At 71.4% G+C, this 26,107-nt stretch carries 29 protein-coding genes; 8 read left to right on the forward strand and 21 right to left on the reverse strand.

The annotated features are described in order from the left end of the window. Positions 1 to 9: 9 nt before the first annotated feature. From ACWD3E_RS24290 to ACWD3E_RS24300, 3 genes are all read right to left on the reverse strand, one after another. Positions 10 to 1,236, reverse strand: coding sequence for an RNA polymerase sigma factor (locus ACWD3E_RS24290; protein WP_451389685.1), 1,227 nt, complete (start codon positions 1,234 to 1,236; stop codon positions 10 to 12). Positions 1,237 to 1,384: 148 nt separating this feature from the next. Next, positions 1,385 to 1,741: a YciI family protein gene (locus tag ACWD3E_RS24295; protein WP_451389651.1), complete on the reverse strand. Its 357-nt coding sequence runs from the start codon at positions 1,739 to 1,741 to the stop codon at positions 1,385 to 1,387. Between the two features lie 132 nt (positions 1,742 to 1,873). Then, positions 1,874 to 2,878 carry an LCP family protein gene (locus tag ACWD3E_RS24300; protein ID WP_451389686.1) on the reverse strand — a complete coding sequence of 335 codons (1,005 nt, stop codon included), beginning with the start codon at positions 2,876 to 2,878 and terminating at the stop codon, positions 1,874 to 1,876. Between the two features lie 429 nt (positions 2,879 to 3,307). Here ACWD3E_RS24300 and ACWD3E_RS24305 point away from each other — a divergent pair, with 429 nt between their 5' ends. Beyond that, positions 3,308 to 4,186, forward strand: a complete 879-nt coding sequence (locus tag ACWD3E_RS24305) for a COG4705 family protein (protein ID WP_451389652.1) — start codon at positions 3,308 to 3,310, stop codon at positions 4,184 to 4,186. 187 nt (positions 4,187 to 4,373) lie between these two features. Here ACWD3E_RS24305 and ACWD3E_RS24310 read toward each other — a convergent pair whose 3' ends face one another. From ACWD3E_RS24310 to tsaB, 4 genes are read right to left on the reverse strand one after another with little or no spacing between them, the layout of a single operon-like run. Continuing rightward, the gene (locus ACWD3E_RS24310) at positions 4,374 to 4,631 is read right to left on the reverse strand and encodes a hypothetical protein (RefSeq protein WP_451389653.1); all 258 of its coding nucleotides are present in this window, start codon (positions 4,629 to 4,631) and stop codon (positions 4,374 to 4,376) included. After that, a complete protein-coding gene (tsaD, locus tag ACWD3E_RS24315) occupies positions 4,628 to 5,722 on the reverse strand; it encodes a tRNA (adenosine(37)-N6)-threonylcarbamoyltransferase complex transferase subunit TsaD (RefSeq protein ID WP_451389654.1) in 1,095 nt (364 codons plus the stop codon). Before tsaD ends, ACWD3E_RS24310 begins: the two co-directional genes overlap by 4 nt. Continuing rightward, positions 5,715 to 6,224, reverse strand: a complete 510-nt coding sequence (gene rimI, locus ACWD3E_RS24320; protein ID WP_451389655.1) for a ribosomal protein S18-alanine N-acetyltransferase — start codon at positions 6,222 to 6,224, stop codon at positions 5,715 to 5,717. Before rimI ends, tsaD begins: the two co-directional genes overlap by 8 nt. Beyond that, complete coding sequence (gene tsaB / locus ACWD3E_RS24325; protein WP_451389656.1) at positions 6,221 to 6,877, reverse strand: tRNA (adenosine(37)-N6)-threonylcarbamoyltransferase complex dimerization subunit type 1 TsaB; 657 nt, start codon at positions 6,875 to 6,877, stop codon at positions 6,221 to 6,223. The genes rimI and tsaB overlap by 4 nt, the downstream gene beginning before the upstream one ends. A gap of 122 nt (positions 6,878 to 6,999) precedes the next feature. Between tsaB and ACWD3E_RS24330 the strand changes: the two genes are divergently transcribed. Next, positions 7,000 to 7,560 (forward strand): hypothetical protein, encoded by a 561-nt coding sequence (locus tag ACWD3E_RS24330; protein WP_451389657.1) that lies wholly within the window; start codon positions 7,000 to 7,002, stop codon positions 7,558 to 7,560. Here ACWD3E_RS24330 and ACWD3E_RS24335 read toward each other — a convergent pair. The 5 genes from ACWD3E_RS24335 to ACWD3E_RS24355 all read right to left on the reverse strand — a co-directional run bounded on the left by ACWD3E_RS24335 (position 7,557) and on the right by ACWD3E_RS24355 (position 11,896). Further along, complete coding sequence (locus ACWD3E_RS24335) at positions 7,557 to 7,727, reverse strand: hypothetical protein (RefSeq protein WP_451389658.1); 171 nt, start codon at positions 7,725 to 7,727, stop codon at positions 7,557 to 7,559. The two genes, ACWD3E_RS24330 and ACWD3E_RS24335, sit on opposite strands and share 4 nt — an antisense overlap. 128 nt (positions 7,728 to 7,855) lie before the next feature. Beyond that, positions 7,856 to 8,407, reverse strand: a complete 552-nt coding sequence (gene tsaE, locus ACWD3E_RS24340) for a tRNA (adenosine(37)-N6)-threonylcarbamoyltransferase complex ATPase subunit type 1 TsaE (RefSeq protein WP_451389659.1) — start codon at positions 8,405 to 8,407, stop codon at positions 7,856 to 7,858. Further along, a complete protein-coding gene (locus tag ACWD3E_RS24345; protein ID WP_451389660.1) occupies positions 8,364 to 9,632 on the reverse strand; it encodes an alpha/beta fold hydrolase in 1,269 nt (422 codons plus the stop codon). Before ACWD3E_RS24345 ends, tsaE begins: the two co-directional genes overlap by 44 nt. 143 nt (positions 9,633 to 9,775) lie before the next feature. Then, entirely contained in the window at positions 9,776 to 10,945 is a 1,170-nt protein-coding gene (alr, locus tag ACWD3E_RS24350; protein ID WP_451389661.1) for an alanine racemase, read from the reverse strand. Positions 10,946 to 11,005: 60 nt separating this feature from the next. Then, complete coding sequence (locus ACWD3E_RS24355) at positions 11,006 to 11,896, reverse strand: L,D-transpeptidase (RefSeq protein WP_451389662.1); 891 nt, start codon at positions 11,894 to 11,896, stop codon at positions 11,006 to 11,008. Positions 11,897 to 12,033: 137 nt separating this feature from the next. Here ACWD3E_RS24355 and ACWD3E_RS24360 point away from each other — a divergent pair, with 137 nt between their 5' ends. The 3 genes from ACWD3E_RS24360 to ACWD3E_RS24370 all read left to right on the forward strand — a co-directional run bounded on the left by ACWD3E_RS24360 (position 12,034) and on the right by ACWD3E_RS24370 (position 14,758). After that, positions 12,034 to 12,798 (forward strand): CPBP family intramembrane glutamic endopeptidase, encoded by a 765-nt coding sequence (locus tag ACWD3E_RS24360; protein ID WP_451389663.1) that lies wholly within the window; start codon positions 12,034 to 12,036, stop codon positions 12,796 to 12,798. Positions 12,799 to 12,896: 98 nt separating this feature from the next. Next, a complete protein-coding gene (locus tag ACWD3E_RS24365) occupies positions 12,897 to 14,162 on the forward strand; it encodes a sensor histidine kinase (RefSeq protein ID WP_451389664.1) in 1,266 nt (421 codons plus the stop codon). Next, a complete protein-coding gene (locus tag ACWD3E_RS24370; RefSeq protein WP_451389665.1) occupies positions 14,114 to 14,758 on the forward strand; it encodes a LuxR C-terminal-related transcriptional regulator in 645 nt (214 codons plus the stop codon). The genes ACWD3E_RS24365 and ACWD3E_RS24370 overlap by 49 nt, the downstream gene beginning before the upstream one ends. Positions 14,759 to 14,772: 14 nt before the next feature. Here the strand turns inward: ACWD3E_RS24370 and ACWD3E_RS24375 are convergent, their stop codons facing one another. Further along, entirely contained in the window at positions 14,773 to 16,206 is a 1,434-nt protein-coding gene (locus ACWD3E_RS24375) for an NAD(P)H-hydrate dehydratase (RefSeq protein ID WP_451389666.1), read from the reverse strand. Between the two features lie 46 nt (positions 16,207 to 16,252). Next, positions 16,253 to 16,624, reverse strand: a complete 372-nt coding sequence (locus ACWD3E_RS24380; RefSeq protein ID WP_451389667.1) for a holo-ACP synthase — start codon at positions 16,622 to 16,624, stop codon at positions 16,253 to 16,255. Positions 16,625 to 16,775: 151 nt separating this feature from the next. On the opposite strand from ACWD3E_RS24380, the gene ACWD3E_RS24385 reads away from it, so the two are divergent. Further along, positions 16,776 to 17,240 (forward strand): MarR family winged helix-turn-helix transcriptional regulator, encoded by a 465-nt coding sequence (locus ACWD3E_RS24385; RefSeq protein WP_451389668.1) that lies wholly within the window; start codon positions 16,776 to 16,778, stop codon positions 17,238 to 17,240. 15 nt (positions 17,241 to 17,255) lie between these two features. Here the strand turns inward: ACWD3E_RS24385 and glmS are convergent, their stop codons facing one another. After that, a complete protein-coding gene (glmS, locus tag ACWD3E_RS24390) occupies positions 17,256 to 19,103 on the reverse strand; it encodes a glutamine--fructose-6-phosphate transaminase (isomerizing) (RefSeq protein ID WP_451389669.1) in 1,848 nt (615 codons plus the stop codon). Between the two features lie 176 nt (positions 19,104 to 19,279). Here glmS and coaA point away from each other — a divergent pair, with 176 nt between their 5' ends. After that, positions 19,280 to 20,248, forward strand: a complete 969-nt coding sequence (gene coaA, locus ACWD3E_RS24395; RefSeq protein WP_451389687.1) for a type I pantothenate kinase — start codon at positions 19,280 to 19,282, stop codon at positions 20,246 to 20,248. A 78-nt stretch (positions 20,249 to 20,326) separates the two neighbouring features. On the opposite strand, the gene glmM is transcribed toward coaA, so the two are convergent. The 3 genes from glmM to rplM all read right to left on the reverse strand — a co-directional run bounded on the left by glmM (position 20,327) and on the right by rplM (position 22,854). Then, positions 20,327 to 21,685 carry a phosphoglucosamine mutase gene (gene glmM, locus ACWD3E_RS24400; protein ID WP_451389670.1) on the reverse strand — a complete coding sequence of 453 codons (1,359 nt, stop codon included), beginning with the start codon at positions 21,683 to 21,685 and terminating at the stop codon, positions 20,327 to 20,329. Between the two features lie 167 nt (positions 21,686 to 21,852). After that, positions 21,853 to 22,368: a 30S ribosomal protein S9 gene (rpsI, locus tag ACWD3E_RS24405; protein WP_451355669.1), complete on the reverse strand. Its 516-nt coding sequence runs from the start codon at positions 22,366 to 22,368 to the stop codon at positions 21,853 to 21,855. A 42-nt stretch (positions 22,369 to 22,410) separates the two neighbouring features. Next, on the reverse strand, positions 22,411 to 22,854 hold the full coding sequence (gene rplM, locus ACWD3E_RS24410) for a 50S ribosomal protein L13 (protein WP_076087999.1): 444 nt from the start codon (positions 22,852 to 22,854) through the stop codon (positions 22,411 to 22,413). Positions 22,855 to 23,141: 287 nt separating this feature from the next. On the opposite strand from rplM, the gene ACWD3E_RS24415 reads away from it, so the two are divergent. Beyond that, positions 23,142 to 24,026: a hypothetical protein gene (locus ACWD3E_RS24415; RefSeq protein ID WP_451389671.1), complete on the forward strand. Its 885-nt coding sequence runs from the start codon at positions 23,142 to 23,144 to the stop codon at positions 24,024 to 24,026. A gap of 1 nt (position 24,027) precedes the next feature. Here the strand turns inward: ACWD3E_RS24415 and truA are convergent, their stop codons facing one another. From truA to ACWD3E_RS24430, 3 genes are all read right to left on the reverse strand, one after another. After that, the gene (truA, locus tag ACWD3E_RS24420) at positions 24,028 to 24,882 is read right to left on the reverse strand and encodes a tRNA pseudouridine(38-40) synthase TruA (protein WP_451389672.1); all 855 of its coding nucleotides are present in this window, start codon (positions 24,880 to 24,882) and stop codon (positions 24,028 to 24,030) included. A 92-nt stretch (positions 24,883 to 24,974) separates the two neighbouring features. Then, entirely contained in the window at positions 24,975 to 25,463 is a 489-nt protein-coding gene (gene rplQ, locus ACWD3E_RS24425) for a 50S ribosomal protein L17 (protein ID WP_451389673.1), read from the reverse strand. Between the two features lie 128 nt (positions 25,464 to 25,591). Beyond that, positions 25,592 to 26,107: DNA-directed RNA polymerase subunit alpha C-terminal domain-containing protein (locus ACWD3E_RS24430; RefSeq protein ID WP_365722694.1), on the reverse strand; the 516-nt coding region annotated here is incomplete at its 5' end.

A 26,107-nucleotide genomic window follows, 5' to 3' on the forward strand; every position in this document is an offset into this window, starting at 1 on the left:
CCCATCCGCTCACGGGCCGCACTCCGCGGCCCTGCCCAGCAGCAGTTCCCGCTCCTTCTCGTTGCGGGCGAGCCCGGCCGCGCGGACGAACTCCTCGCGGGCCTCGGCGGTGCGCCCGAGGCGGGCCAGCAGATCGCCGCGGACGCTGGGCAGCAAGTGGTAGCCGCGCAGGGCGGGTTCGCCGGTCAGGGCGTCCACCAGCCTCAGTCCCGCGGCCGGGCCCTCGGCCATCGACACGGCGACCGCGCGGTTCAGCTCGACCACCGGGGACGGCGACCGGGCCGCCAGCAGGCCGTACAGGGCGGCGATGGCCTGCCAGTCGGTGTCCGCGTAGGTGTGGGCGTGGGCGTGGCAGGCGGCGATGGCGGCCTGGAGGGCGTAGGGACCGGGAGCGCCGGTGGCCGTGGCGTCGGCGCGGCCCAGGGCGCGGATGCCGCGGGCGATGAGCAGGCGGTTCCAGCGGCGCCGGTTCTGGTCCCTGAGCAGCACCGGATGGCCGCCGGGGCCGGTGCGGGCGGCGGCGCGGGAGGCCTGGAACTCCAGGAGCGAGGCCAGAGCGTGCACCTCGGGCTCCTTGGGCATCAGGGCGGCCAGCACGCGCGCCAGCCGCAGCGCGTCCTCGCACAGGCCGGGGCGCAGCCAGTCGTCGCCCGCGGTGGCCGCATAACCCTCGTTGAAGATCAGGTAGATGACGTCCAGCACGGACCCGAGGCGGGCCTCGCGGTCGGGGCCGTACGGCACCTCGAAGGCGATGTTCTTCGTGGCCAGGGTGCGCTTGGCGCGGACGATGCGCTGGGCGATCGTCGGCTCCGGGACGAGGTAGGCACGGGCGATCTCGGCCGTCGTCAGGCCGCCGAGCAGGCGCAGGGTGAGCGCGGTGCGGGCCTCGGCGGACAGCACCGGGTGGCAGGTGGTGAAGACCAGGCGGAGCAGGTCGTCGTCGATGTCGTCGGGGTCGGCGGGCTCCTCCGGCGGGGCCGTGGTCTCCAGGTCCCGGCCGATCTCGGCGAGCTTGCGGGCGTACGTCTCCTTGCGCCGGACCAGGTCGACGGCGCGGCGGCGGGCGGTGGCCATGAGCCAGGCGCCCGGGTTGTCGGGCACACCGTCCCGGGGCCACTGCTCCAGGGCCGCGACCAGGGCGTCCTGCGCCAGTTCCTCGGCGATGCCGACGTCCCGGACGATCCGGGCGACCCCGGCGATCACCCGGGGCGACTCCAGGCGGAAGACGGTCTCGATCGCGTGCGCCGTCTCGGCCGCGTGCGCCGTCTCGGCCGCGTGCGCTGTCTCACTCGTGTGCGGCGCCTCGGTCGGGCGTGCTGCGGTGGGCTGCGGTTCCACAGCCCACCATGCAACACCCCGAACGGCTACTGGGGCCAACGCGGGATCAGGCTTCGGCGATCTCCCGCACCTCGCACGAGACGTTCCAGTAGTCCTCGTGGACCTTCAGGAAGCGCTTGGTCCACTCCAGGGCCTCGGCCTTGTCCTTGCACTGCATGATCGCGTAGCCGCCGATGACCTCCTTGGACTCGGTGAACGGGCCGTCGATGACGGAGATCTGCCCGCCCTTCCAGTGCACCGTGGTGCCCTGGGCGGAGGGGGTCAGCCCGGCGGTGTCGAGCATGACGCCGGCCTTGGTGATCTCCTCGATCAGCTCGCCCATCCGCCGCATCAGCTCCTCGCTGGGGCCATCGGCGGGGGCGGAGGACTCGTCGATGTGCACGATCGACATGTAGCGCGGCATGGTGACTCCTTCGGTCGCGGCGGCGGGGCCGTTCCCCGCCGCTCACCCATGCGTCGAACGGGAGACACCCGGATCGACACGGTCCCGGGAAATCTTCCGAGATTTTTTTCCGGCGGCCGGTCAGTCTGCCGATCAGCCGCGCAGCGAGGCCCACAGGTCGTCCGCCGCGGGCTGCCGCGCCACCACGCGGTTGGGGTCGGAGGGCGCGGTCACCACCGGCATCATCACCGTCGTCACCGCGTCGGCCGTCAGGTGCTTCAGGCTCTGGCCCAGCTTCGTCAGCTCGCCCAGGGAGTCCAGTGCGGTGTCGGTGGTGAGGCTCGCGGTGACCGCGTCGGCGACCCGGTACAGCTTGGCGGGGTCGGTGAGCAGGTCGGTGGCCGCGATCTGCTCCAGCAGGGCCTTCACCAGCTTCTGCTGGAGTCCTATGCGGCCGAGGTCGCTGCCGTCGCCTATGCCGTGCCGGGTGCGGGCGAGGGCGAGGGCCTGGGTGCCGTCGAGGTGGTGGGCCCCGGCCTGCAGATGCAGATGGCTCTTGTCGTCGTCGATGTCCTGGGCGGTGGTGACGTCGACCCCGCCGAGCGCGTCCACCAGCCTCGCGAAGCCGGAGAAGTCGATCTCGATGTAGTGGTCCATGCGGATGCCGGTGACCGCCTCGGCGGTCTTCACCGCGCACACCGGACCGCCCACCTCATAAGCGCTGTTGAACATCGCCGAGTACGCCGGAGCCGTCGACCCCCCGGAGGGCAGCGGGCAGGACGGGCGGGGGACGAGCGTGTCGCGCGGGATGCTGACGACGGTGGCCTTCCGGCGGCCCGCGTCGATGTGCACCACCATCGCCGTGTCGGAGCGGGCGCCGGAGCTGTCGCCGCCGCCGAGCGCCTTGTCGGCCTTGCCGCTGCGCGAGTCCGAGCCGAGGACCAGGATGTTCAGGGAGCCGGCCGGCAGCACGGCGGCGGGGGCGGCCGAGGCACCCGGCGACGGGGTGGCCGGCACCTTCGCGGGGCGGTCGTCGCCGAGCGCGCTGTCGATGTCGACGCTTCGGATGTTGTGGTTGAGATGCCAGTACGCCCAGCCCGCGGTGGCCACGCCCAGCACCAGGGCACCGGCCAGGGCGAGACCGGCGGCCTTCAGCACCCTCGACCGCCGGCCCGCCCGCTGTCCCGCCTGTCCCAGCGCCCCGCTGTGCGCCCGCCCGCCCGCGTCGCCTTGCTCCTCGTGTCGCGTCACGGGCAGGAACGTAAGTCCGAATTATTAGGGGACTGTTAGTGCAGGCGGTGAGAGCCGGGTTTCTTGGGAAATTCTCATCCCGGCGTCACCGTGGGTACCGGATTGCTGCCGCTCCAGGGAGCGTTGTACCCGGGCCGGGCGGAGGTTGCGCTGCGAGGTGGAGTGTCCGCGGGAAGCGATTGAACCGAGGGGTCCGAGTGGCACGTATGGAGACACGGCGGAACCAGTCGCTCCCCGATTCCGCAAGACCCCGGACGTGTGCGTTCAGGATGCATTCAGGTTGCCGCCGACAGGGTGGGGGGCGCTTTTGTCCAACCCCCCACCATTGGAGCATTCTTGACGAAGACAAAGTCAGTGATGAAGAAGCTGCCCGAGGTCACCCTCGCGTTCTGGATCATGAAGATCGCGGCGACGACGCTGGGCGAGACGGCGGGCGACCTGTTCGCGCAGACGCTGAAGCTCGGCTACTTCCTCACCACCATCGCCTTGTTCCTGGTCTTCGTGGTCACGCTGGTGATCCAGCTGCGCTCGTCCCGGTACAACCCGTTCTTCTACTGGACGGTCATCCTGTCGACCAGCATGGCCGGCACCACGATGTCCGACTTCATGAACCGCGACGCCAGCGCCAAGTACCTCTCGAACGGCGCGACGAAGCTGGGCTGGGGCCCGCAGGGCCTCGGCCTCGGCTACCCGGAGGGCGCCGCGATCCTCATCTCGATCCTGCTGCTGATCTTCCTCGCCTGGAAGCTGAGCGGGATGACGTTCGAGATCACCGAGATCGTCACCTTCAAGGGCGAGGCCCTGTTCTGGGGCGCGATCCTGGTCTCCAACACCCTCGGCACCTCCATGGGCGACTTCCTGTCCGACAGCTCGGGCCTCGGCTACCTGGGCGGCGCGGCCCTGGTCACCGGCGCCCTGCTCGTGCTGGTCGCGCTGATGAAGGTCCCGGCCGTGCCGAACGTGTTGCTGTTCTGGATCGCGTTCGTGCTGACCCGCCCGCTGGGCGCGACGGCCGGTGACTTCCTGACCAAGCCGACCGCCAAGGGCGGCCTGGACCTGGGTACGGCCGGTTCCTCGGCGGTGCTGCTCGCGGTGCTGTTCGGTCTGATGGCGTACGCGCAGGTGCAGGAGCGCCGGAAGGCGGCGACGCCGGGCCTGGAGCACCAGGGCCCCGAGGCGGAGGCGGTCCAGCCGCAGGAGACCGGGCGCCGGTAACGCGAAACCCCGCCCCGGGAAGTCCCGGGGCGGGGTTCGTCTGGAGCGCCGGGCAGGCCTTGCACCTGCATTTCCCCGCAGGAAGCGGGGCGTCTTTCCTTGGACCACCAACGCACTGCGTCCGTACCGGCGTTCCGGCCGTTCGCTGTGTGATGATCATAGCCCAGTCCGGCCGGACACCTCAACCTCAGCCGTCGGCCACCGACTCGAACCGCCACCGGTGCACGGCCCGCGTCACCAACTCGGCGTCCGGCTCGGGCAGTTCGGGCAGCTCCGTGTCGTACGACGCGTCCCACCAGGTGATGACCAGCACCCGGTCCTGCGGCGCGCGGAAGGTCTCCCGCCGCAACGGCTCCTGCGTCAGGCGCTGTTCGCGTACCCAGGCGAGGAGTTCCGCTCCCCGCCCGTCGGCCGCCCGCGCCTCCCACATCAGGGCGACGGTCATGAGTAGAGGTTCTCCTTGCTGACCTCGTGCACATGGTCGTGCCCGGGGACATGCGGGTCGGTGACCGGCAGGGAGGAGTCCGCCGACAGGTCCCAGCTGGAGGCGGCCCGGTTCCGGGCGACCATCTCGGCGCCGAGCGCTGCCACCATGGCGCCGTTGTCCGTGCACAGCTTGGGGCGCGGCACGCGCAGCCGGATGCCGGCCGCCTCGCAGCGCTCCTGGGCCAGGGCGCGCAGGCGCGAGTTCGCGGCGACGCCGCCGCCGATCATCAGGTGGTCGACGCCCTCGTCCTTGCAGGCGCGCACGGCCTTGCGGGTCAGCACGTCGACCACGGCCTCCTGGAAGGACGCGGACACGTCCCGCACCGGGACCTCCTCGCCCGCCGCCCGCTTGGCCTCGATCCAGCGGGCCACGGCCGTCTTCAGTCCGGAGAAGGAGAAGTCGTACGCCGGGTCGCGCGGGCCGGTCAGGCCGCGCGGGAAGGCGATGGCCTCCGGGTTGCCCTCGCGGGCGTACCGGTCGATGACCGGGCCGCCCGGGAAGCCCAGGTTCAGCACACGGGCGATCTTGTCGAAGGCCTCGCCGGCCGCGTCGTCGATGGTCGAGCCCATCGGGCGCACGTCGGAGGTGATGTCCTCGGACAGCAGCAGCGAGGAGTGGCCGCCGGAGACCAGCAGGGCCATCGTCGGCTCGGGCAGCGGCCCGTGCTCCAGCTGGTCGACGCAGATGTGCGAGGCGAGGTGGTTGACGCCGTACAGGGGCTTGCCGAGCGCGTAGGCGTACGCCTTCGCCGCCGAGACACCGACCAGCAGGGCGCCCGCGAGACCGGGGCCGGCGGTGACCGCAATGCCGTCCAGGTCCCTTGCGGAGACGCCCGCCTCCTTCAGCGCGCGGTCGATGGTCGGGACCATCGCCTCCAGATGCGCCCGGGACGCCACCTCCGGTACGACGCCGCCGAAGCGGGCGTGCTCGTCGACGCTGGAGGCGACGGCGTCCGCCAGCAGGGTGGTGCCGCGGACGATGCCGACGCCGGTCTCGTCGCAGGAGGTCTCGATGCCGAGTACCAGAGGCTCGTCGCGTGAGTCAGCCATTGCTCTCGGTTCCTTGTACGGAGGTCGAAGGGTCGGTCATGCGTCGCATCACCAGGGCGTCCACGTTGCCCGGCTGGTAGTAGCCGCGCCGGAACCCGATGGGCGTGAAGCCGAAACGCTCGTACAGCTTCTGGGCGCGGACGTTGTCCACCCGGCATTCGAGCATCACCTCGACGCACTCGAACGCGGTCGCCGCCCGCAGCAGCTCGGCGAGCAGGCGCGCGCCGAGCCCGGTGCCCTGGAGGTTGCGGGCGACGGCGATCGTCTGGACGTCGCCCAGGTCGCCGGAGGCGGCGAGGCCGGCGTAGCCGACGACGTGGCCCTCGTCCTCGGCCACCAGGTAGCGCCGGGTCGCCTCGGGGCCCCGGGCATGGGCCAGCTCGGACCAGAACATGCCCCGGGACCAGGCGTCCTCGGGGAAGAGGTCCTTCTCCAGTTCCAGGACCGGGTCGATGTCCCACCAGCGCATCTCGCGCAGTCGCGGGGTTTCCGGCTGCGTCACTTCGGGGTGACCACCTTGTAGTTCTTGGGGACCTGGGCGTCCGGGCGGCGCAGGTACAGCGGGCGCGGCTCCGGCAGCTCCTCGCCCGCGGCCAGCTTCTCGGCGGCCAGCGAGGCGAGCGCCGCGGCGGACACGTGCTCGGGCTCGTGGACGCGCGGGAACGTGTCCGGGTAGAGCAGCGCGCCCGCGCCGACCGCGGGGAGCCCGGCGACGCGCTCGGCGATGTCGGCGGGGCGGTCGACGGACGGGCCGGTCAGCCGGGTGCGCGAGTCGGCGTACGTCGCCCAGTAGACCTCCTTGCGCCGGGCGTCGGTCGCCACGACGAAGGGGCCCTTCTCGATGTCGGCGGCGTAGGCGAGACCGTCCAGCGTGCAGACGCCGTGGACGGGGACGCCGAGCGCGAGGCCGAAGGTGTCGGCCGTCATCAGGCCGACGCGCAGGCCGGTGTAGGGGCCGGGCCCGATGCCGGCGACGATGCCGGTGACGGCGTCCAGCTTGAGCCCGGCCTCGGCGAGGATGCGGTCGACGGCCGGCAGCAGCAGCTCTCCGTGCCGGCGCGCGTCCACCTGGCTCGACGAGGCGATGACGTCCGTGCCGTCGTGCAGCGCGACGGTGACGGCGGGTGTGGCGGTATCCAGAGCGAGCAAGAGCACGCGAACAGCCTACGGCGCCCGCGCCCACCGCATGGCCGTCCGGGGCAGACGATGACTCACTGCTACGGTCTGTGCGAAGTACGACATATCGCATGAGGCGCATGAGGCAGAGGTGAACGCACGTGGCAGGGACCAGCTCGGGGATCGTGGCCGGCCTGACCGCGGCGGCCTTCGCAGCCGTCGGCTTCCTGGCCTACCAGGCGCAAGCGACCGTGCCGGCGAACCTGGGCAGCGGGCCCACGGCGGGCGCGTCCCCCTCGTCGGCGGTCTCCAAGGCGCCCCGCGACGGCCGGAACCCGGCCGCCCTGCCGAGCGATTCCGGAACAGGTGAACGGGTCGTGTACTCGGTGGACGACGACCGGGTCTGGCTCGTCGGCGAGAAGAACGACCTCCAGCGCACGTTCCGGGTGAAGCCCGGCAGCGTCGACCCGGTCCCCGGCGTCTACGAGGTCACCTCCCGCTCGAACGCGGTCACCGGGACCGACGGCATCCCCATCGAGCACGTGGTGCGCTTCACCAGCGTGGACGGCGTGGTGATCGGCTTCAGCGCGGCCATGAGCGAGGACCCCGGACTGGTGCCGGACACGAGCGTGAAGACGGGCGGCATCCGGGAGAACCGGGCGGACGGGGACGCGATGTGGAAGTTCGCGACGATCGGCGTCCGGGTGGTCGTGATCCGCTAGGCGGCTGCGCGGTTCCCCCGGACCGGCTTCCGGGGCGTCTCCGGCTCCGGCTCGCGCGGGGGTCTGGACACCGCGTCCGCTGCCGCGCACGACGCGAGCAGGTCGCGCATGGACACCCCGGTGAGCACGGGCGGCCGGACCTGAGCCGTGGGTCGAGGAGCGGTCATGGACGCCTCCTGAGGTGCCGGGCAGTCGTAGTTAGGCACGCCTAACCACGGGCTGGGTTCCATGTGACCACGCCCGGGAGGCCCTGCGCAATATCTTGCCGACGGCTTGTCGGAAAGCCCCTCGGGCTTCAGGCGTCCAGCGTCTCCAGCCCGGCCTCGGCCCAGCGCTCTCCCAGCCCGGTCAGCGTGACGTGCCGTACCTCGTCGGCGCCCGGGGGTTCGGGGGTGTCCCCCCATGTCGCAGTGCCGACGGCGCGGTGGATGACGACCTGGAGGCGGTCCTCGGTCAGCTCCTCGACCTTGCCCTCGCCCCACTCCACGACCATCACCGACTCGGGCAGCGAGACGTCGAGGTCGAGGTCCTCCATCTCGTCCAGGCCGCCGCCGAGCCGGTAGGCATCCACGTGGACGAGCGGCGGGCCGTCGCCGAGGGAAGGGTGCACACGGGCGATCACGAAGGTCGGCGAGGTGACCGCGCCGCGCACCCCGAGACCCTCGCCGAGCCCGCGGGTCAGCGTCGTCTTGCCCGCGCCGAGTTCCCCGCTGAGCATCACCAGGTCGCCCGCGCGCAGCAGCTTGGCCAGGCGGCGGCCCAGCTCCCGCATCTGCTCGGGCGAGGTGATCGTCAGCCGGGTGTCAGCGGGGCGGTGCTGAGCTGCTGGTGCTGCCGGATGTTCCATAGCCAATAACGGTAGCCCCTGCGGGCACGGCACCCGCGCGGGTGAGCAGATCGGCGAGGCGGTCGGTGACCACTTCCGGGTGCTCCAGCATCACCAGGTGCCCGGCGTCCGGCACGAGCACCAGTTCGGCGTCCGGCAGCAGGTCGGCGATGGCCTCGCTGTGCTCGCTGGGCGTGACCAGGTCCCGCACCCCGGCGAGGACGAGCACCGGGACGTCCCGGAAGCAGCCGAGGGCCTCGGTCTTGTCGTGCTCGGTGAAGGCCGGGTAGAACTCGGCGACCACGTCGATCGGCGTGGCCTCGATCATCCGTTCCGCGAACCGCGCGACCGCGGGGTCGACGTCCCGGCCCGCGAACGAGTACCGCTTGATGATCCCGGCGAACAGATCGGCGGTGGCCCGGCGCCCCTTCTCCACCAGCTCCGCCTGCTGCCCGAGCGCCTTCAGCACTCCGGGCAGGATCCGGCGCACCGCGTTGACGCCGGCCACGGGCAGCCCGAAGTCGACCTCGGCGAGCCGCCCGGAGGAGGTACCGACGAAGGCGGTGGCCACGACCCGGTCCCGGATCAGCTCGGGGAACTGGGCAGCGAGCGCCATCATGGTCATCCCGCCCATGGAGTGCCCGACGAGCACGATCGGCCCGTCCGGCACGGCCGCGTCGAGGACGGCCTTCAGGTCGCGGCCGAGCTGGTCGATGGTGAGGGGCACGCCGTCCTGGCTCTGGGCCAGGCCACGCCCGGAGCGGCCGTGGCTGCGCTGGTCCCAGTGCACGGCGCGGACGACCCCGCGCAGCGCCGCGCGCTGGAAGTGCCAGGAGTCCTGGTTGAGGCAGTAGCCGTGGCAGAAGACGACGGTGACCGGGGCGGGCGCCTTGCGCCCGAAGAGCCGGCGGCGGCGCGGCGAGACGTTCGGGCCGGGCGGGTCGGGTTCGACGTCGTCGACCTCGTAGTACAGCTCAGTGCCGTCGTCGGCGTACGCCTTGCCCGGGGTGCCGCGCAGGGTGCCGTACGGCCCCGCGGAGTCCAGCGCCAGCCGGGCCTTGCGGCGCATGCCGCGCCCGACCGTCATCCGCTCGATGGCGACACCGGCGGCGGCGCCCGCGGCGAGGACGCCTATCGCGGCACCGGCGACGCCGGTCGCCCTGCGCCAGCTCCCGGCCGCCTGGGCGGAGGCGGCGACGGCCGCCGAGGCGACGTCCGCCACCGCCTCCGTGCTGCTCTCGCTCACGTACCGCTCCTCTTCACCGTCACCGAAGTCACCGAATTCGCCGTACCGCAGTTCGCCGACCGGCCGAAGCACCGCACGACTGAACCAGGTGCCGCCTGAGTCCGGCTCCAGAGCCGTCGTACCCGTATGGCTCGCGACCGGGCTTACCCGAGTTCTTCCCCGTTCACGTAGACGCGGGGAACGCGCGTTCCGATGCGCGTGACGATTTCGTAGGCGATCGTGCCGCAGGCCTGTGCCCAGTCCTCGGCGGTGGGCTCGCCCTTGTCGCCGGGCCCGAACAGGATCACCTCGCTGCCCACCTCGGGCCGGTCGCCGCCCAGGTCCACCACGAACTGGTCCATCGCGACCCGTCCGGCGACGGTCCGCCACTTGCCGTCGACCAGCACCGGCCCGGTGCCGGAGGCGTGCCGGGGAATGCCGTCCGCGTAGCCGACGGGCACGAGGCCGAGGGTGGTCTCGCCGGGGGTGACGTAGTGGTGGCCGTAGCTGATGCCGTGCCCGCCCGGGACCTGCTTGACCAGGGCCAGCGAGGCCCTGAGCGTCATCACCGGGCGCAGTCCGAAGTCCGCCGGGGTGCCGAGCTCCGGGCTGGGCGAGATGCCGTACATGGCGATGCCGGTGCGGACGAGGTCGAACCGCGCCTCGGGGAGGGTGAGCGTGGCCGGCGAGTTGGCGATGTGCCGCACCTCCGGCCGTACGCCCTGCCCCTCGGCGTAGGCCACCATCTCCCGGAACTGGTCGAGCTGGGCGTCGATGGAGGGGTGCCCGGGTTCGTCGGCGCAGGCGAAGTGGGACCACAGCCCGGTGATCCGGACCAGCCCCTCGGCCTCGGCGCGCAGCGCCTCACGGACCAGCTCGGCCCAGTCCTCGCCGGGCTGGCAGCCGTTGCGCCCGAGCCCGGTGTCGGCCTTGAGCTGCACACGCGCGGGCCGGCCCGCCTGCCGGGCGGCCTCCATGACCTCCCGCAGTGCCCACATCCCGCTGAGCGAGACGTCGATGTCCGCCTCGACGGCCTCCCGCCAGGGCCCGCCCGGCACCCACAGCCAGCACAGGACGCGCGTGTCCAGACCTGCCGCGCGCAGCGCGAGCGCCTCCTCGGGCGTGGCAGTGCCGAGCCAGGTCGCCCCCGCCTCCAGGGCCGCGCGGGCGCACGGCACCGCCCCGTGGCCGTACGCGTCGGACTTGACGACGGCCATCAGAGCGGCGCCCGGCGTACGGGCACACAGGGCCCGCACATTGGCGCGCAGGGCGCCCAGATCGATCTCGGCGCGGGCGCGCAGGGTGGCGGTCGGCACAGTTGCAGTCTCACTCATCGCGCCCCCAGTCTCTCAGAGGGCCGCGCGGGCCCCGGGTGCAGTGTCCTAGGCCCTGTCTCAGCTGCCCGGCCGCCGCCCCCACACGTAGACGTGGTCGCCCTTCTTCAGCACGTCCCACAGCTTGCGCGCGTGGGCGAGCTTCAGGTTGACGCAGCCCATGGAGCCGACGGTGGTGTAGATGCTGCCGTAGACGGCGTGGAAGGCCTGGCCGCCGTCGAAGAACTGGGCGTAGGGCATGGGCTGGTAGTACAGGGTCGACACGTGGTTCTTGTGCCGCCAGTAGATGGTGTGCCAGCCCTTGCGGGTGGCGTACCCCTTGCGTCCGCTGCGCATCGGCACCGGCCCGAACACCACCTTGGAGCCCTTCTGCACCCAGGTGAGCTGCCGGTCCAGATCGACGCAGGCCACCTTGTACGTGCGGACGGGGCACTTCTTGGCCGCGTTGGGGTTCTTCTTCGCCGAGATCAGCATCATCGTCGACCAGGTGACCGGCCCGGAGAAGCCGATCGCGGGCTTGATCTTGTACTTGAGCTGGAAGGCGCGGATCGCCTTGCAGTCCGCCGTGGACTGCTTCCCGTCCACCTTCAGCTTCAGCCAGCGCTCCACCTGCCGCTGGTAGGGCCCGGCCTGCTTGCTGCACGTCACCCTGGCGACGGCGTCCTCGATGGGCACGTACTCGATGAGGTCGTACGTCCCCGGGGCCGCAGCCTTGGGCTCGCGGGCGTTCTCCCGCTTGCTGGGCGTGTACATCCTCGGCGGCAGCGCCTGGTCGGGCCTGTCGATCTGCCAGGGCTGCGCGGGGCCGGGCGCGACGCCGGGCACCAGCTCGGGTTCGGTGCGGGGGGCCGGGGGTGCGGGGGAGGCTGCGGCGATGCCCGCCGTGGGGAGGGCGATGGCGGCGGCGAGCAGCGCTGCGGCACCTCGGTGGGCGATTCGTCTGCTGATCATGCGATCAGCCAAACGCGCGGGCCCACCGGATCCGGGATGCCGCGCGGTGGGGTCACCCGAGGGGTGGACCTGGGTACACCCCGATTCGGCAGGCAGGTGCAGTCCGCTCGCGCTCCCGGCCCGGGATCGTCGAAGCCATGCGAAGAAGACAGCAGAGCCTGAAAGCACCGGTGACGGTGTACTTGACGGTCGCCTTCCTGGCGGCCGGAGCGCTGGGGGCCGTACAGCCGGCGACCCGGATCCCGACCGAGGTCGTCCAACTCACGCAGTTCGGACCGGCGCTGGGGGTGGCCCTGGCAGCGCTGCTGTGGCCGTCGCGGACACGCGAACTGCTGGGCGGGGTGGGCGGGCGCACCCCCTGGCCGCTGCTGGCCGCCCCGTTCCTGATCACCGCGCTGTCGGCGCTGCCGTACGCCCTGCTGACCGGCGCGCCCCACGCCACCGACCCGCTCAGCCTGCACCACCCGTTCCTGCTCATCGTCGTGGCCCAGTTCATCGGCGCGTGCGGTGAGGAGATCGGCTGGCGGTGCTTCCTGCAGCCCCTGCTGCGCACCCGCTTCGGCCCGCTCACCACGTCGGTGACGGTCGGAGTGGTGTGGGGCGTGTGGCACGTGCAGGCACTGGCCGAGTCTCCCGCGTACGCGGCGGGCTTCCTGCTGGCGACGGTGACGATGTCGGTCGCCCTGGGCCTGGCCCTGGAGGAGACGGCGGGCCGTACCCGCCTGTTCCTGGCGGGCGGCTTCCACGCGCTGGTCAACCTCGGGATGCTGCTGTTCATGGACGAGGAGACGGGCCGGGCGCAGCCGATGGTGCTGTTCGGGCTGGCCTGCGCGGTGGCGGCGGTGCCGTGGGTGCGGGGGCGGCTCGGACGGAGGGTTAGGATCCCGGCGACTGCGGGGTGAACGAACAGTCCGGGGCGGGGAGTTCAGGGCCTGGAGTTCGGGGTGGGGACGTGCGGGACGGGGGCGTGCGGGTGAGGGTGTTCGATCGCTTCTGGCGCTTGCAGCGAGACAAGTGGCTCGCGCTCGGCCGGTGTCAGCTGGTCGGGCTGGGCGCGTTCGCGGTGACCGCCGCCGCGCTCGCCGTGACCGGCGCCCTGCTCCTGCTCCCGGCCGGACTCGGCTTCGTCCTGCTGCCTCCGGCCGCCGCACTGCAACGGCGCGTCCGTGACCGGTACCGGACACGGACGGCCCGCTGGACCGGCCGCCCGCTCAGCCCGCCCGCTCCCCTCCCCCACGGCACCTCGGCGCCACGCACCACCCTCGCGCTCCTCGGCGACAGCGGCTTCTGGTACGACCTGCGCTGGGCCTGGCTGGAGCCGTGGACGGGCGCGCCGCTGACGGCCGTTCCGCTGGCCCTGGTGGAGTACGGCGCGTTCGGCACGCTCGTCCAGCCGTTCCTCTGGCGGCTGTTGAACGACGGCAACTGGTACGCGTTCATACCGGTGACCTCGACGACCACGATGCTGGCCGCGCTGCTGCTGGGACTGGGCTTCATCGCGGCGGGCCTGCGCCTGGCGGCCCCCGCACTGTCCCTGCACGCCCGCCTCACCCGGCGCCTGCTGTCCGCCGGCCGGGAGACCGAACTGACCCGGCGCGTGGCCCGCCTGACCGACACCCGGGCCGCCGCCCTGGACGTCCACGCGGCGGAACTGACGCGCATCGAACGGGACCTGCACGACGGCGCCCAGGCGCGTCTCGTCGCCCTGGGCCTCACGCTGGACGAGGCGACGCGGCTGCTGGACAGCGGTGACCAGGGGACGGCCCGCAGCCTGCTCCTCGACGTCCGCGCGGCCTCCGCACACGCCCTCCAGGACCTGCGCGACCTGGTCCACGGCATCCACCCGCCGGTCCTGGCGGACCGGGGCCTGGCCGACGCGGTCCGCTCCCTGGCCCTGGACAGCCACCTGGACACGGAGGTGACCGTGGACCTCCCCCCGGCCCGCCTCCCTGCCCCCGTCGAATCGGCGGCCTACTTCGCGGTGTCCGAACTCCTCACCAACGCGGCCAAGCACGCGGAGGCGACGAGGGTGGACATCACCCTGGCGCACGACGGCACCCGTCTGCGCATCACCGTCACGGACGACGGCCGGGGCGGCGCGGACCCCTCGGGCGGGACCGGACTGCTGGGCCTGCGGCGCCGGTTGGATACGTTCGACGGCACACTCGCCCTGCACAGCCCGCCGGGCGGCCCGACCACCGCTGCCCTGGAGATCCCGTGCGCGTCCTCCTCGCCGAAGACCTCTTCCTCCTCCGCGACGGACTGACCCGCACCCTGCGCGAACACGGCTGCGAGGTCGTGGCGTCGGTCGACAACGGCCCCGCGCTGGTACGGGCCCTCGCCGAGACCGCCCTCGACGTGGCGGTGATCGACATCCGCCTGCCGCCGACCCACACGGACGAGGGCCTCAAGGCAGCGCTGGAGGCCCGCCGGGCCCGCCCGGGGCTGCCGGTCCTGATCCTCTCCCAGTACGTCGACCAGCTCTACGCCCACGAACTCCTCGCCTCCGGAGAGGGCGCCGTCGGCTACCTCCTCAAGGACCGCGTCACCCACACCGCCCAGTTCCTCGACGCCCTGCGCACGGTCGCCGCCGGCGGCACGGTGATGGACCCCCAGGTCATCGCCAAGCTCCTGACCCGCAGCGGGAAACGGGGCCGCACCGACTCCCTCACCCCCCGCGAACACGACGTCCTGCGCCTCATGGCCGAGGGCCACTCCAACACGTCCATCGCCCACACCCTGCACATCAGCGAGAGCGCGGTGGCAAAACACATCGCGTCGATCTTCGCCAAGCTGGAGATAGAACAGTCACCGGAGGCGAACAGGCGGGTGCTGGCGGTGCTGGCGTACTTGAAGGGGTGACCCGCGCAGCTCCCTCACCCCCGCCGCACGTCCCGCCACGCCTCCGGCACCCGCGCCGCAACGTCATACGCCCCCACCGGTGCCCCCTCCGCCGCGAACCGCCCCGCCAGCCCATGCAGATACGCGGCCACGCTCCCCGCGTCCACAGCGGAAAGCCCCGCCGCCAGCAACGACCCCGCAAGCCCGGACAACACGTCCCCGCTCCCGGCCGTAGCCAGCCAGGACGTCCCGGTCGCGTTCACCCGCACCGCACCGCCCTCGGCCCCGGCCACCAAGGTCGTCGACCCCTTCAGCAGCACGGTCGCCCGATACACCGCCGCCAACTCCCGCGCCGCCGCGAGCCGCGCCCCCTCGACCTCCTCCCGCCGCACCCCGAGCAGCGCGGCGGCCTCCCCCGCATGCGGCGTCATCAGCGTCGGCGCCGTACGCCCGCGCACCGCGTCCCGCTCGGCCAGCCGCAGCCCGTCGGCATCCAGCAGCACGGGCACGTCCATGCCCAGCACCTCGGCCACGGTCGCCGCGTCGTCGCCGGCCCCCGGCCCGACCACCCAGGCCTGCACCCGCCCGGCCTTTCCCGGCCCCCGATCGGACACGAGCGTCTCGGGAAACCGGGCGATGACGGCATCCGCGGCCGGCCCGACGTACCGTACGGCCCCCGCCCCGCCCCGCAACGCCCCGGCCACGGCCAGCACGGCGGCCCCCGGATACCGCGCGGACCCGGCGGCGATCCCGACGACCCCGCGCCGGTACTTGTCGCTCTCGGCGGCGGGCTCGGGAAGCACCCGGGCCACGTCGGCGTGCTGCAGGGCCTCCAGCTCGGGCTCACCACCCGGTTCGAGCCCGATGTCGACCAGCCGCAAGGACCCGGCGTACTCGCGCGCGGGATCGATCAGCAGCCCGGGCTTGTAGGCCCCGAAGGTGACGGTGAGATCGGCCCGGACGGCGGCCCCCCGAACCTCCCCGCTGTCCGCCTCGACCCCGCTGGGCAGATCGACGGCCACGACGGCGGCCCGGGACCGCTCGGCCACCCCCGCCAGCCGCTCGGCCTCGGGCCGCAGCCCGCCCTTGCCGCCGATCCCGACGATGCCGTCCACAACGAGATCGGCTCGCGTGATCCACTCTTCTTCGGCCCCGGGCGCGACGACGGAACCCCCCGCCCGCCGCAGCGCGGCGAGCCCCCCGGCATGGGCCCGTTCGGGCGAGAGCAGTACGGCCGCGACCCCCGCCCCGCGCCGGGCCAGCCGCGCACCGGCGTACAACGCGTCCCCGCCGTTGTCGCCGCTGCCCACCAGCAGCACCACCCGGCTGCCGTACACCCGTCCCAGCAACTCGGCGCAGGCAGCGGCCAGGCCGGCGGCGGCCCGCTGCATCAGCGCACCCTCCGGCAACCGCGCCATCAAGGCCCGCTCGGCCGCCCTTACCGTCTCCACGCTGTACGCAGTACGCATGGGACCGAGTCTGCCCCGGAACCACCGGCGGCCACACCCGGCTCGCTCAGCCCTCCGCGACGACCACCGCCGAGGCGACCCCCGCGTCATGACTGAGCGACAGATGCCACGACTGCACCCCGAGTTCGGCCGCAGCCGCGGCCACGCTCCCCTTCACCCGCAGCCTCGGCTGCCCGCTGTCCTCGACGTACACCTCGGCATCCGTCCAGTGCAGCCCCGGCGGCGCCCCGAGCGCCTTGGCGAGCGCCTCCTTGGCAGCGAACCGCGCGGCCAGCGAGGCGATCCCCCGCCGCTCCCCACTGGGCAGCCACAACTCGCTCTCGACGAACAGCCGATCGGCCAGCCCAGGCGTCCGCTCCAGCGACGCCCGGAACCGATCGACCTCGGCGACATCGATCCCAACCCCGATGATGCTCATGCACAGAACCCTACGAGGAGGGCAGGGCCGATGACGTGATCTCGGCCGGTACGAATCCGCGTCCGCACCGGAACGCCTTGACCTCAAGCTCGGTTGAGTTCCTACCGTCGATCTTGTCGAAGCGGCTCACGCAAGGTCGAAGGGGTCAGTCATGGAGTTCTCGTACTCGCACAGCGACGCAGAGCTGATCAAGCAGCCGATCGGTTACTGGAGTTGGGCGGCCTACAAGTCCGTCGTCACCCGTACCCGGGGCGCCCTGGCCGGGCTGGGTGCCACGCAGCCGCAGTGGTGGGTGCTCGCGCAGGTCGCCCGGGCCGAGGACGTCAGGACCCGTGCCGAGGTGACCGAGGTGTTGCGGGGCTACCTCGACACGGGTGCCGAGACGATGGAGGCGGAGATCGACAGCACCATCGCGAACGGCTGGATCACCGAGGACGCCGAGGGACGGCTGGGGATCACCGAGGCGGGCCGGGCCTTCTTCGAGAAGGCCGCGGCCCTTCAGGACGAGCTGTGGGCGGAGCGGCACGCGGGGATCTCCGACGAGGAGTACCTCACCACCCTCAAGGTGCTGCAGCGGATCATCCACAACACCGGCGGGAGCGCCTGGCATCGGTAGCCAGGCGCCTTCCGCCTATTCGACCGTCACCGACTTCGCCAGGTTGCGCGGCTGGTCCACCTCGTTGCCGCGGGCCGTGGCCAGCTCGCAGGCGAAGACCTGGAGCGGCACCGTCGCCACCAGCGGCTGGAGCAGGGTCGGGGTGGCCGGGATGCGGATCAGGTGGTCCGCGTACGGGACCACCGCCTCGTCCCCCTCCTCCGCGATCACGATCGTCCGGGCGCCCCTCGCCCGGATCTCCTGGATGTTGGAGACGATCTTGTCGTGCAGGACCGAGCGGCCACGCGGGGAGGGGACGACCACCACCACCGGCACGTCCTCCTCGATCAGCGCGATCGGGCCGTGCTTCAGCTCGCCCGCCGCGAAGCCCTCGGCGTGCATGTAGGCGAGTTCCTTCAGCTTCAGCGCGCCTTCGAGGGCGACCGGGTAGCCCACGTGCCGGCCCAGGAACAGCACCGTGTTCTTCGAGGCCAGGGTGCGGGCCAGCGCCCGTACCGGCTCCATGGTCTCCAGGACCTGCTCGACCTCGCCCGAGATCTGGGAGAGGTCGCGGATGACGGCGCGGATCTCGTCGCCCCACTTGGTGCCCCGCACCTGGCCCAGGTACAGGGCCACCAGGTAGCACGCCACCAGCTGCGTCAGGAACGCCTTGGTCGAGGCGACGGCGACCTCGGGACCCGCGTGCGTGTACAGCACCGCGTCCGACTCGCGCGGGATGGTCGAGCCGTTGGTGTTGCAGATGGCCAGGACCTTCGAGCCCTGTTCCCGCGCGTGCCGGAGCGCCATCAGGGTGTCCATGGTCTCGCCCGACTGGGAGATGGCGATGACGAGGGACCGCCCGTCCAGGATCGGGTCCCGGTAGCGGAACTCGCTCGCCAACTCCACCTCGCACGGGATGCGCGTCCAGTGCTCGATGGCGTACTTGGCGATCAGTCCGGCGTGGAAGGCCGTACCGCACGCGACGATGACGACCTTGTCCACCTCGCGCAGCTCGGACGCGGAGATCCGGACCTCGTCCAGCGTCAGCGAACCCGACGGGTCGATGCGGCCCAGCAGCGTGTCGGCGACCGCCTTCGGCTGCTCGGCGATCTCCTTGAGCATGAAGTAGTCATAACCCCCCTTTTCCGCCGCCGACGCGTCCCAGTCGATGTGAAACGAGCGGACCTCGGCGGGCCGTCCGTCGAAACCCGTCACCGTCACGCCGTCGCGGCGCAGCTCCACCACCTGGTCCTGGCCCAGCTCGATCGCCGACCGCGTGTGGGCGATGAACGCGGCGACATCGGAGGCCAGGAACGCCTCACCCTCTCCCACGCCCACCACCAGCGGGGAGTTCCGGCGCGCGCCCACGACCACGTCCGGCTCGTCCGCGTGCACCGCGACCAGCGTGAACGCGCCCTCCAGGCGCCGGCACACCAGCCGCATGGCCTCCGCCAGGTCGGCGGTCGCCGAGAACTCCTCGGCCAGCAGGTGGGCGACCACCTCGGTGTCCGTCTCGGACGTCAGCTCGTGGCCGCGCTCGGCCAGTTCGGCCCGCAGCAGCGCGAAGTTCTCGATGATCCCGTTGTGCACGACCGCCACCCGGCCCGCGTTGTCCAGGTGCGGGTGCGCGTTCGCGTCCGTCGGGCCGCCGTGCGTGGCCCAGCGGGTGTGGCCGATGCCCGTCGAACCCGACGGCAGCGGCCGGTCGACCAGCTCCTTCTCCAGGTTGATCAGCTTCCCGGCCTTCTTCGCGGTGGCCAGCCCGCCGTCCGCCAGCATGGCGATGCCCGCCGAGTCGTATCCCCGGTACTCCAGCCGCTTCAGCCCGGCCATGACGACATCGAGCGCCGACTGCGTTCCCACGTAACCCACAATTCCGCACATGCGCCGCAGCCTAAGGCCGTTCGCCGCACAGAAACCGCTTGCGCGTGCCCGGATTCGGAAATTACCACCGCCGTACGAGCCCTCGTACGAGCCGCTGCGCCGGGCGTGACCTACCCCACCCCGCCATCGCGTTCAAACTCCGTTAACAATGGACTGTGATCTCTCCGGTCTCCTCGATGCCCCGGAGCGCCCACCGGCGAAAGCCGGAGGCGACTCCCTACGTCGACCTCACCCGCGCGGAGTGGAGCGCGCTGCGCGACAAGACTCCGCTCCCCCTCACCGCCGAGGAAGTCGAGAAGCTGCGTGGCCTCGGCGACGTCATCGACCTCGACGAAGTGCGCGACATCTATCTGCCGCTGTCCCGGCTGCTCAATCTCTACGTCGGCGCCACCGACGGACTGCGCGGCGCGCTCAACACCTTCCTCGGCGAGCGGGGTTCCCAGTCCGGCACCCCGTTCGTCATAGGAGTCGCCGGCTCGGTCGCGTGCGGCAAGTCGACCGTCGCCCGTCTGCTCCAGGCCCTGCTCTCCCGGTGGCCCGAACACCCGCACGTGGAGCGGGTCACCACCGACGGGTTCCTCCTGCCCACCAAGGAGCTCCAGGCCCGCGGCCTGATGTCGCGGAAAGGTTTTCCCGAGTCCTACGACCGGCGCGCCCTCACCCGGTTCGTCGCCGACATCAAGGCGGGCAAGGACGAGGTGTCCGCCCCCGTCTACTCCCACCTCATCTACGACATCGTCCCCGACGAGCAGCTCGTCGTGCGCCGCCCGGACATCCTGATCGTCGAAGGGCTGAACGTCCTCCAGCCCGCGCTGCCCGGCCAGGACGGCCGCACCCGGGTCGGCCTGGCGGACTACTTCGACTTCAGCGTGTACGTCGACGCGAACGCCGAGGACATCGAGAACTGGTACCTGAACCGCTTCAGGAAACTGCGCCAGACCGCCTTCCAGAACCCGTCGTCGTACTTCCGCAAGTACACCCAGGTCTCCGAGGAGGAGGCCCTCGACTACGCCCGCACGCAGTGGCGCACGATCAACAAGCCCAACCTGGTCGAGAACATCGCCCCCACCCGGGGCCGCGCCACCCTCGTCCTGCGCAAGGGCCCCGACCACAAGGTCCAGCGACTGCGCCTGCGCAAGCTCTAGCGGACTCCGGCGCTGCCGGTCCGGCCACGCGGCGGAGCATGCTGCTCCTCGACGTGACCGGCCCGGCGCCGGCCCGACTCAGCCCAGCGCCGATTTGACGGCGTCGGCCAGCCGCCCGGCCACAGAGCGCGCCTGCTCGATGTCCGCGGCCTCGACCATCACCCGCACCAGCGGCTCGGTGCCCGACGGCCGCAGCAGGACCCGGCCCGTCTCGCCCAGCTCGCGCTCCGCCTCGGTGACGGCGGCGGCGAGGTCGGCGGAGGTCTTCACCCGCGACTTGTCGACGTCCGGGACGTTGATCAGCACCTGCGGCAGCCGCTCCATGACGGAGGCCAGGTCCCGCAGCGTACGGCCGGTCTCCGCGACCCGCGCCGCCAGCAGCAGGCCGGTCAGCGTGCCGTCGCCCGTCGTCGCGTGGTCCAGGATGATGACATGGCCGGACTGCTCGCCGCCGAGGGCGTAGCCGTGCTCCTTCATCTCCTCCAGGACGTAGCGGTCGCCGACGGCCGTCTGGACGAGCCGGATCCCGGCCTTCTCCATCGCCAGCTTGAAGCCCAGGTTGGACATCACCGTCGCGACGACCGTGTCGGAGCGCAGCGCCGAGTGCTCCCGCAGCGCCAGTGCGAGCACGGAGAGAATCTGGTCGCCGTCGACCTCCTCGCCGGTGTGGTCCACGGCCAGGCAGCGGTCGGCGTCACCGTCGTGCGCGATACCGAAGGCCGCGCCGTGCTCGAGCACGGCGGCCTTCAGCGGGCCCAGGTGGGTGGAGCCGCAGCCGTCGTTGATGTTGAGGCCGTCCGGCTCGGCACCGATCGTGACGATCTCGGCGCCGGCCCGGACGAACGCCTCCGGCGAGACCCCCGAGGCCGCGCCGTGCGCTTCGTCCAGGACGATCTTCAGTCCGTCCAGCCGGTTCGGCAGGACCGAGAGGAGATGCGTGACGTACTGCTCGAAGCCCTCGTCGTACGAGCGCACGCGCCCGACCCCGGCGCCCGTCGGCCGCTCCCAGGGCTCACCGTGCCGGTGCGACTCGTACACCGCCTCGATCTTGTCCTCCAGCTCGTCGGCGAGCTTGTGGCCGCCACGGGCGAAGAACTTGATGCCGTTGTCCGGCATGGCGTTGTGGCTGGCGGAGAGCATCACGCCCAGGTCGGCGCCGAGGGCGCCGGTCAGATGCGCCACCGCCGGCGTCGGCAGCACGCCGACCCGCTGGACGTCCACACCCGCGCTGGCCAGGCCGGCCACCACGGCCGCCTCCAGGAACTCCCCGGACGCGCGCGGATCCCGTCCGACCACCGCCGTCGGCCTGTGGCCCTCGAAGGTGCCCGCCTCGGCGAGCACGTGGGCCGCCGCGACGGAGAGGCCGAGCGCCATCTCGGCCGTCAGGTCCGCGTTGGCGACGCCGCGAACGCCGTCCGTGCCGAAGAGTCGTCCCACTTCTCCTCCTGGGGAAACATGCGATCACAAGCCTCTGGGCGCCTTGTGTGTCGTTATACGCCCTTGGCTGGAATAAACGAACGCCCCGACGGCACATGTGGCGTGCCGCCGGGGCGTTCGGAGTACGTGCGGGCAGTACCCGTAGACGTACGAGCAGGCAGCGAAGCTTAGCGCTTGCTGTACTGCGGGGCCTTGCGGGCCTTCTTGAGACCGGCCTTCTTGCGCTCGACCGCACGGTCGTCGCGCTTGAGGAAGCCGGCCTTCTTCAGCGGGCCGCGGTTGTTGTCGACGTCCGCCTCGTTCAGCGCACGGGCGACACCGAGACGGAGCGCACCGGCCTGACCGGAGACACCGCCACCCGCGATGCGGGCGATGACGTCGTAACGGCCGTCGAGCTCGAGCACCTTGAAGGGCTCGTTGACTTCCTGCTGGTGCACCTTGTTCGGGAAGTAGTCCTCGAGGGTGCGACCGTTGATCTTCCACTTGCCGGTGCCCGGAACGATCCGGACGCGGGCAATGGCGTTCTTGCGACGGCCCAGGCCGGCGGCCGGCTGGGGCTCACCGAAGCGGGACGCGAGGGACTCGGAGGTGTACTCACCCTCCACCGGAACCTCGGACTCGGTGGTGTAGCTCTCGATGTCTTCGATCTCTTCGATCGGCTGCTCGGCAGTGGTCTCGGCCACGATGCTCCTCAGATTCTCTTCAGTCTTAGGGGGTGGCCGGAATTACTGCGCGACCTGGGTGATCTCGAACGGAACCGGCTGCTGAGCAGCGTGGGGGTGGTTCTCGCCGCGGTAGACCTTCAGCTTCGAGAGCATCTGACGGCCCAGGGTGTTCTTGGGGAGCATGCCCTTGACGGCCTTCTCGATGGCCTTCTCGGGGTTCTTGTCGAGCAGCTCGTCGTAGCGGACGGAGCGCAGACCACCCGGGTAGCCGGAGTGGCGGTACGCCATCTTCTGGGTCCGCTTGTTGCCGGACAGGTGCACCTTGTCAGCGTTGATGATGATGACGAAGTCACCAGCGTCGACGTGCGGCGCGTAGATCGGCTTGTGCTTGCCCCGGAGGAGGGTGGCGGCAGTGGTGGCGAGACGGCCCAGGACGACGTCCTGAGCGTCAATGACGTGCCACTGGCGCGTCACATCGCCGGGCTTGGGGCTGTACGTACGCACGGTTCGTAGCCTTCGCTTCGAGTGAATGGTCCTGAACAGGTCACCGAAACGATCACGACAGCCTTGACCGCACAAGCGGTGACGCAAACCGCGTGCTGGTCGCTGGTCATCGGCCCGGCGGACCGGTGTAAGGGCCCGTCCCGTGAGAATGAGCAAGCCAATACACAACGAAGAAGCAGACTACCTGGACGCCCCCGGACGGGTCAAAACGGCGCGGACCCCAGGACAAACGCGGCATGCCGCCGCACCCGCTCCGGCACCCAGGAGCCCCGTCTAAGATGCGCCACATGAGTTACGGGCAGGGGGGACCCCAGTCTCAATGGGATCCCTGGAAACCGCATTCCCAGCAGTCCCAGCAGTCCTGGAACAGCGGCGGTGACGACGGAACCCCGGACTGGGCCGCGCTCGCCGAGGCCTCGGAGACCCGGAACAAGCGCCGCAAGCTTCTCTTCATAGCCGGCGGCGCGCTCGCCACCGTCGCGATAGGCACGGCGGTCGCCATGGCCGTCGTCTCCGCGAACGGCAGCGACGACGCCCACGGCACCCCGACCAGCCTGCCCGCAAGCGGCTCCGTGCCGAGCGGCTCGGCCACGCCGTCCTTCGCGCCCACCAGCGCCCCGCCGCCGCTGGACCCGAAGGACTTCATATCCAGCGCCAAGAAGGACACCGCCCCGCTGGGCCCGAACACCCTGTTCCCTGGCACCCAGCTGACCATGGGCGGCACGGTGTACAAGAAGGGCGCCACGGCCGACACCACCAGCTGCGCCACGGGCGCCGGCGGCACCCTGCCGAAGATCCTCACCGCGAACGGCTGCACCCGCCTGATCCGCGCGACCTACACCAACGACGGCATCGCGGTCACCGTCGGCGTCGCCGTCTTCGACACCAAGGCCCAGGCCGCGCAGGCCAAGGCCAAGACCGACGACAGGAGCATCGTGCGCTCGCTGTCCGGGAAGGGCGTCAAGCCCTTCTGCGACGGGGCGTTCTGCCGCTCGACCCGCAACGCCGTCGGCCGCTACGCCTACTTCACGATCAGCGGCTTCACCAACGGCAAGAACGTGACCACCAAGGACACGAAGGTCTTCCGCACCGGCGACGACCTGCAGCAGTTCGCCTTCGACCAGATCTACCGCCGCGGCCAGGCCCAGGCGTCCGCGGCGGCGAACCAGTAGCTCAGCAGCACCCCGCCGACGGAAGCGACCGCTTGTTCCGCGCCTCCTTGCTGCGCGCGGCCAGCAGCTCGTCGGCGGGGTAGCCGACCTCCTCCAGCGTCAGCCCGTGCGGCCGTACGACATGCACGGCCGAGTCGCGCACGCCCGCGGCCAGCACCTTCCCGGGCCACTCCGGGCCCCGGTGCCCGTCCCCGACGAACAGCAGCGCGCCGATCAGCGAGCGCACCATGTTGTGGCAGAACGCGTCCGCGCGGACGGTCGCCGTGACGATCCCGTCCGCACCCCGCTCAAGACTCAGCTCCTGGAGGGTCCGGATCGTCGTGGCGCCCTCCCGCTTCTTGCAGTACGCGGCGAAGTCGTGCTCGCCGAGCAGCGCCCGGGCGGCCTCGTTCATGGCGTCCACGTCGAGCGGCCAGTCGTGCCAGAGGACGTGGTTGCGCAGCAGCGGGTCCACTCCCCCGGGGTTGTCGGTGACCCGGTAGGCGTACCGGCGCCAGACGGCGGAGAAACGGGCGTTGAAGCCGCTCGGGGCCGGCCTGAGGGCCCACACCCGCACGTCCTTCGGCAGACGCCCGGCGAGCCGCTTGAGCAGCTTCTGGTTGTGCTCCCGCCAGACCCCCTCGGGCAGGTCCACATGCGCCACCTGTCCGCGCGCATGCACCCCGGCATCGGTCCGCCCGGCGACGGTCAGCTCGTACGTCTCCCGCGACCGCGTCACGGTACGCAGGGCGTCCTCGATCTCGCCCTGCACGGTCCGCCTGCCGCCGGCCTGCTTGGCCCAGCCGTGGAACTCGGAGCCGTCGTAGGAGATGTCGAGGCGGACACGGACGTACCCGGGCTGTACTTCATCGCTCACGTGGAAATCCTCTCAAGGCAGTGCCCATTCAAAGAAACGCGAAAGCGGGCCCGCCCCGAAGGGCGAACCCGCTTCCAGCGTCAGGCAGAGCCTCAGGCCTCGGTGGCCTCGTCGGCGGCCGGAGCCTCGTCAGCCTTGGTCTCCTCGACCTTGGCCTCCTCGGCCTCCTTGACCGCACGCTTGGTGGCGGCCTCGGCCTCGCCCACGGCCTTCTGCTGCACCGTCAGCGCCTCGACCAGCTCGATGACAGCCATGGGCGCGTTGTCGCCACGGCGGTTACCGATCTTGGTGATGCGGGTGTAACCACCCGGACGGTTCTCGTAACGCGGGCCGATCTCGGTGAAGAGCGTGTGGACGACGCTCTTGTCCGTGATGACCTGGAGCACCTGACGGCGGTTGTGAAGGTCGCCCTTCTTCGCCTTGGTGACCAGACGCTCGGCGTACGGGCGCAGGCGGCGGGCCTTCGCCTCGGTGGTGGTGATGCGGCCGTGCTCGAAGAGGCTCTTCGCCAGGTTGGCGAGGAGCAGCTTCTCGTGCGCGGCGCTGCCGCCCAGACGGGCACCCTTGGTGGGCTTCGGCATTGTTCTTCTCCTGTGTGTCTGCCCTGGCCGTGTCAGGTACCGGGGTCAGTATCCGAGCAGACGGTTGTCTGTCGGAGATCCGGGGGTTTCAGTGAAACCCCCGGAGGTGGAACACGCTCAGTACCGGATCAGTACTGCTCGGTCTCGACGAACCCGGCGTCCGCGTCGTCGTCGGCGCCAAAGGCGTCCGCGGCGGCGGTGGGGTCGAATCCGGGCGGGCTGTCCTTCAGGGCCAGGCCCATGCCGGCCAGCTTCGCCTTGACCTCGTCGATGGACTTCGCACCGAAGTTGCGGATGTCCAGGAGGTCGGCCTCGGAGCGGGCGACGAGCTCACCCACGGAGTGGATGCCCTCACGCTTGAGGCAGTTGTAGGAGCGGACCGTGAGCTCCAGCTCCTCGATCGGCAGCGCGAGGTCGGCGGCCAGGGCGGCGTCCGTCGGGGACGGGCCCATGTCGATGCCCTCGGCGTCGATGTTCAGCTCGCGGGCGAGACCGAACAGCTCGACCAGGGTCTTGCCGGCCGACGCCATGGCGTCACGCGGACGCATGGCCTGCTTCGTCTCGACGTCGACGATCAGCTTGTCGAAGTCGGTGCGCTGCTCGACACGCGTGGCCTCGACCTTGTACGTGACCTTCAGCACCGG

This window comes from Streptomyces sp. NPDC002676 (assembly GCF_053592455.1).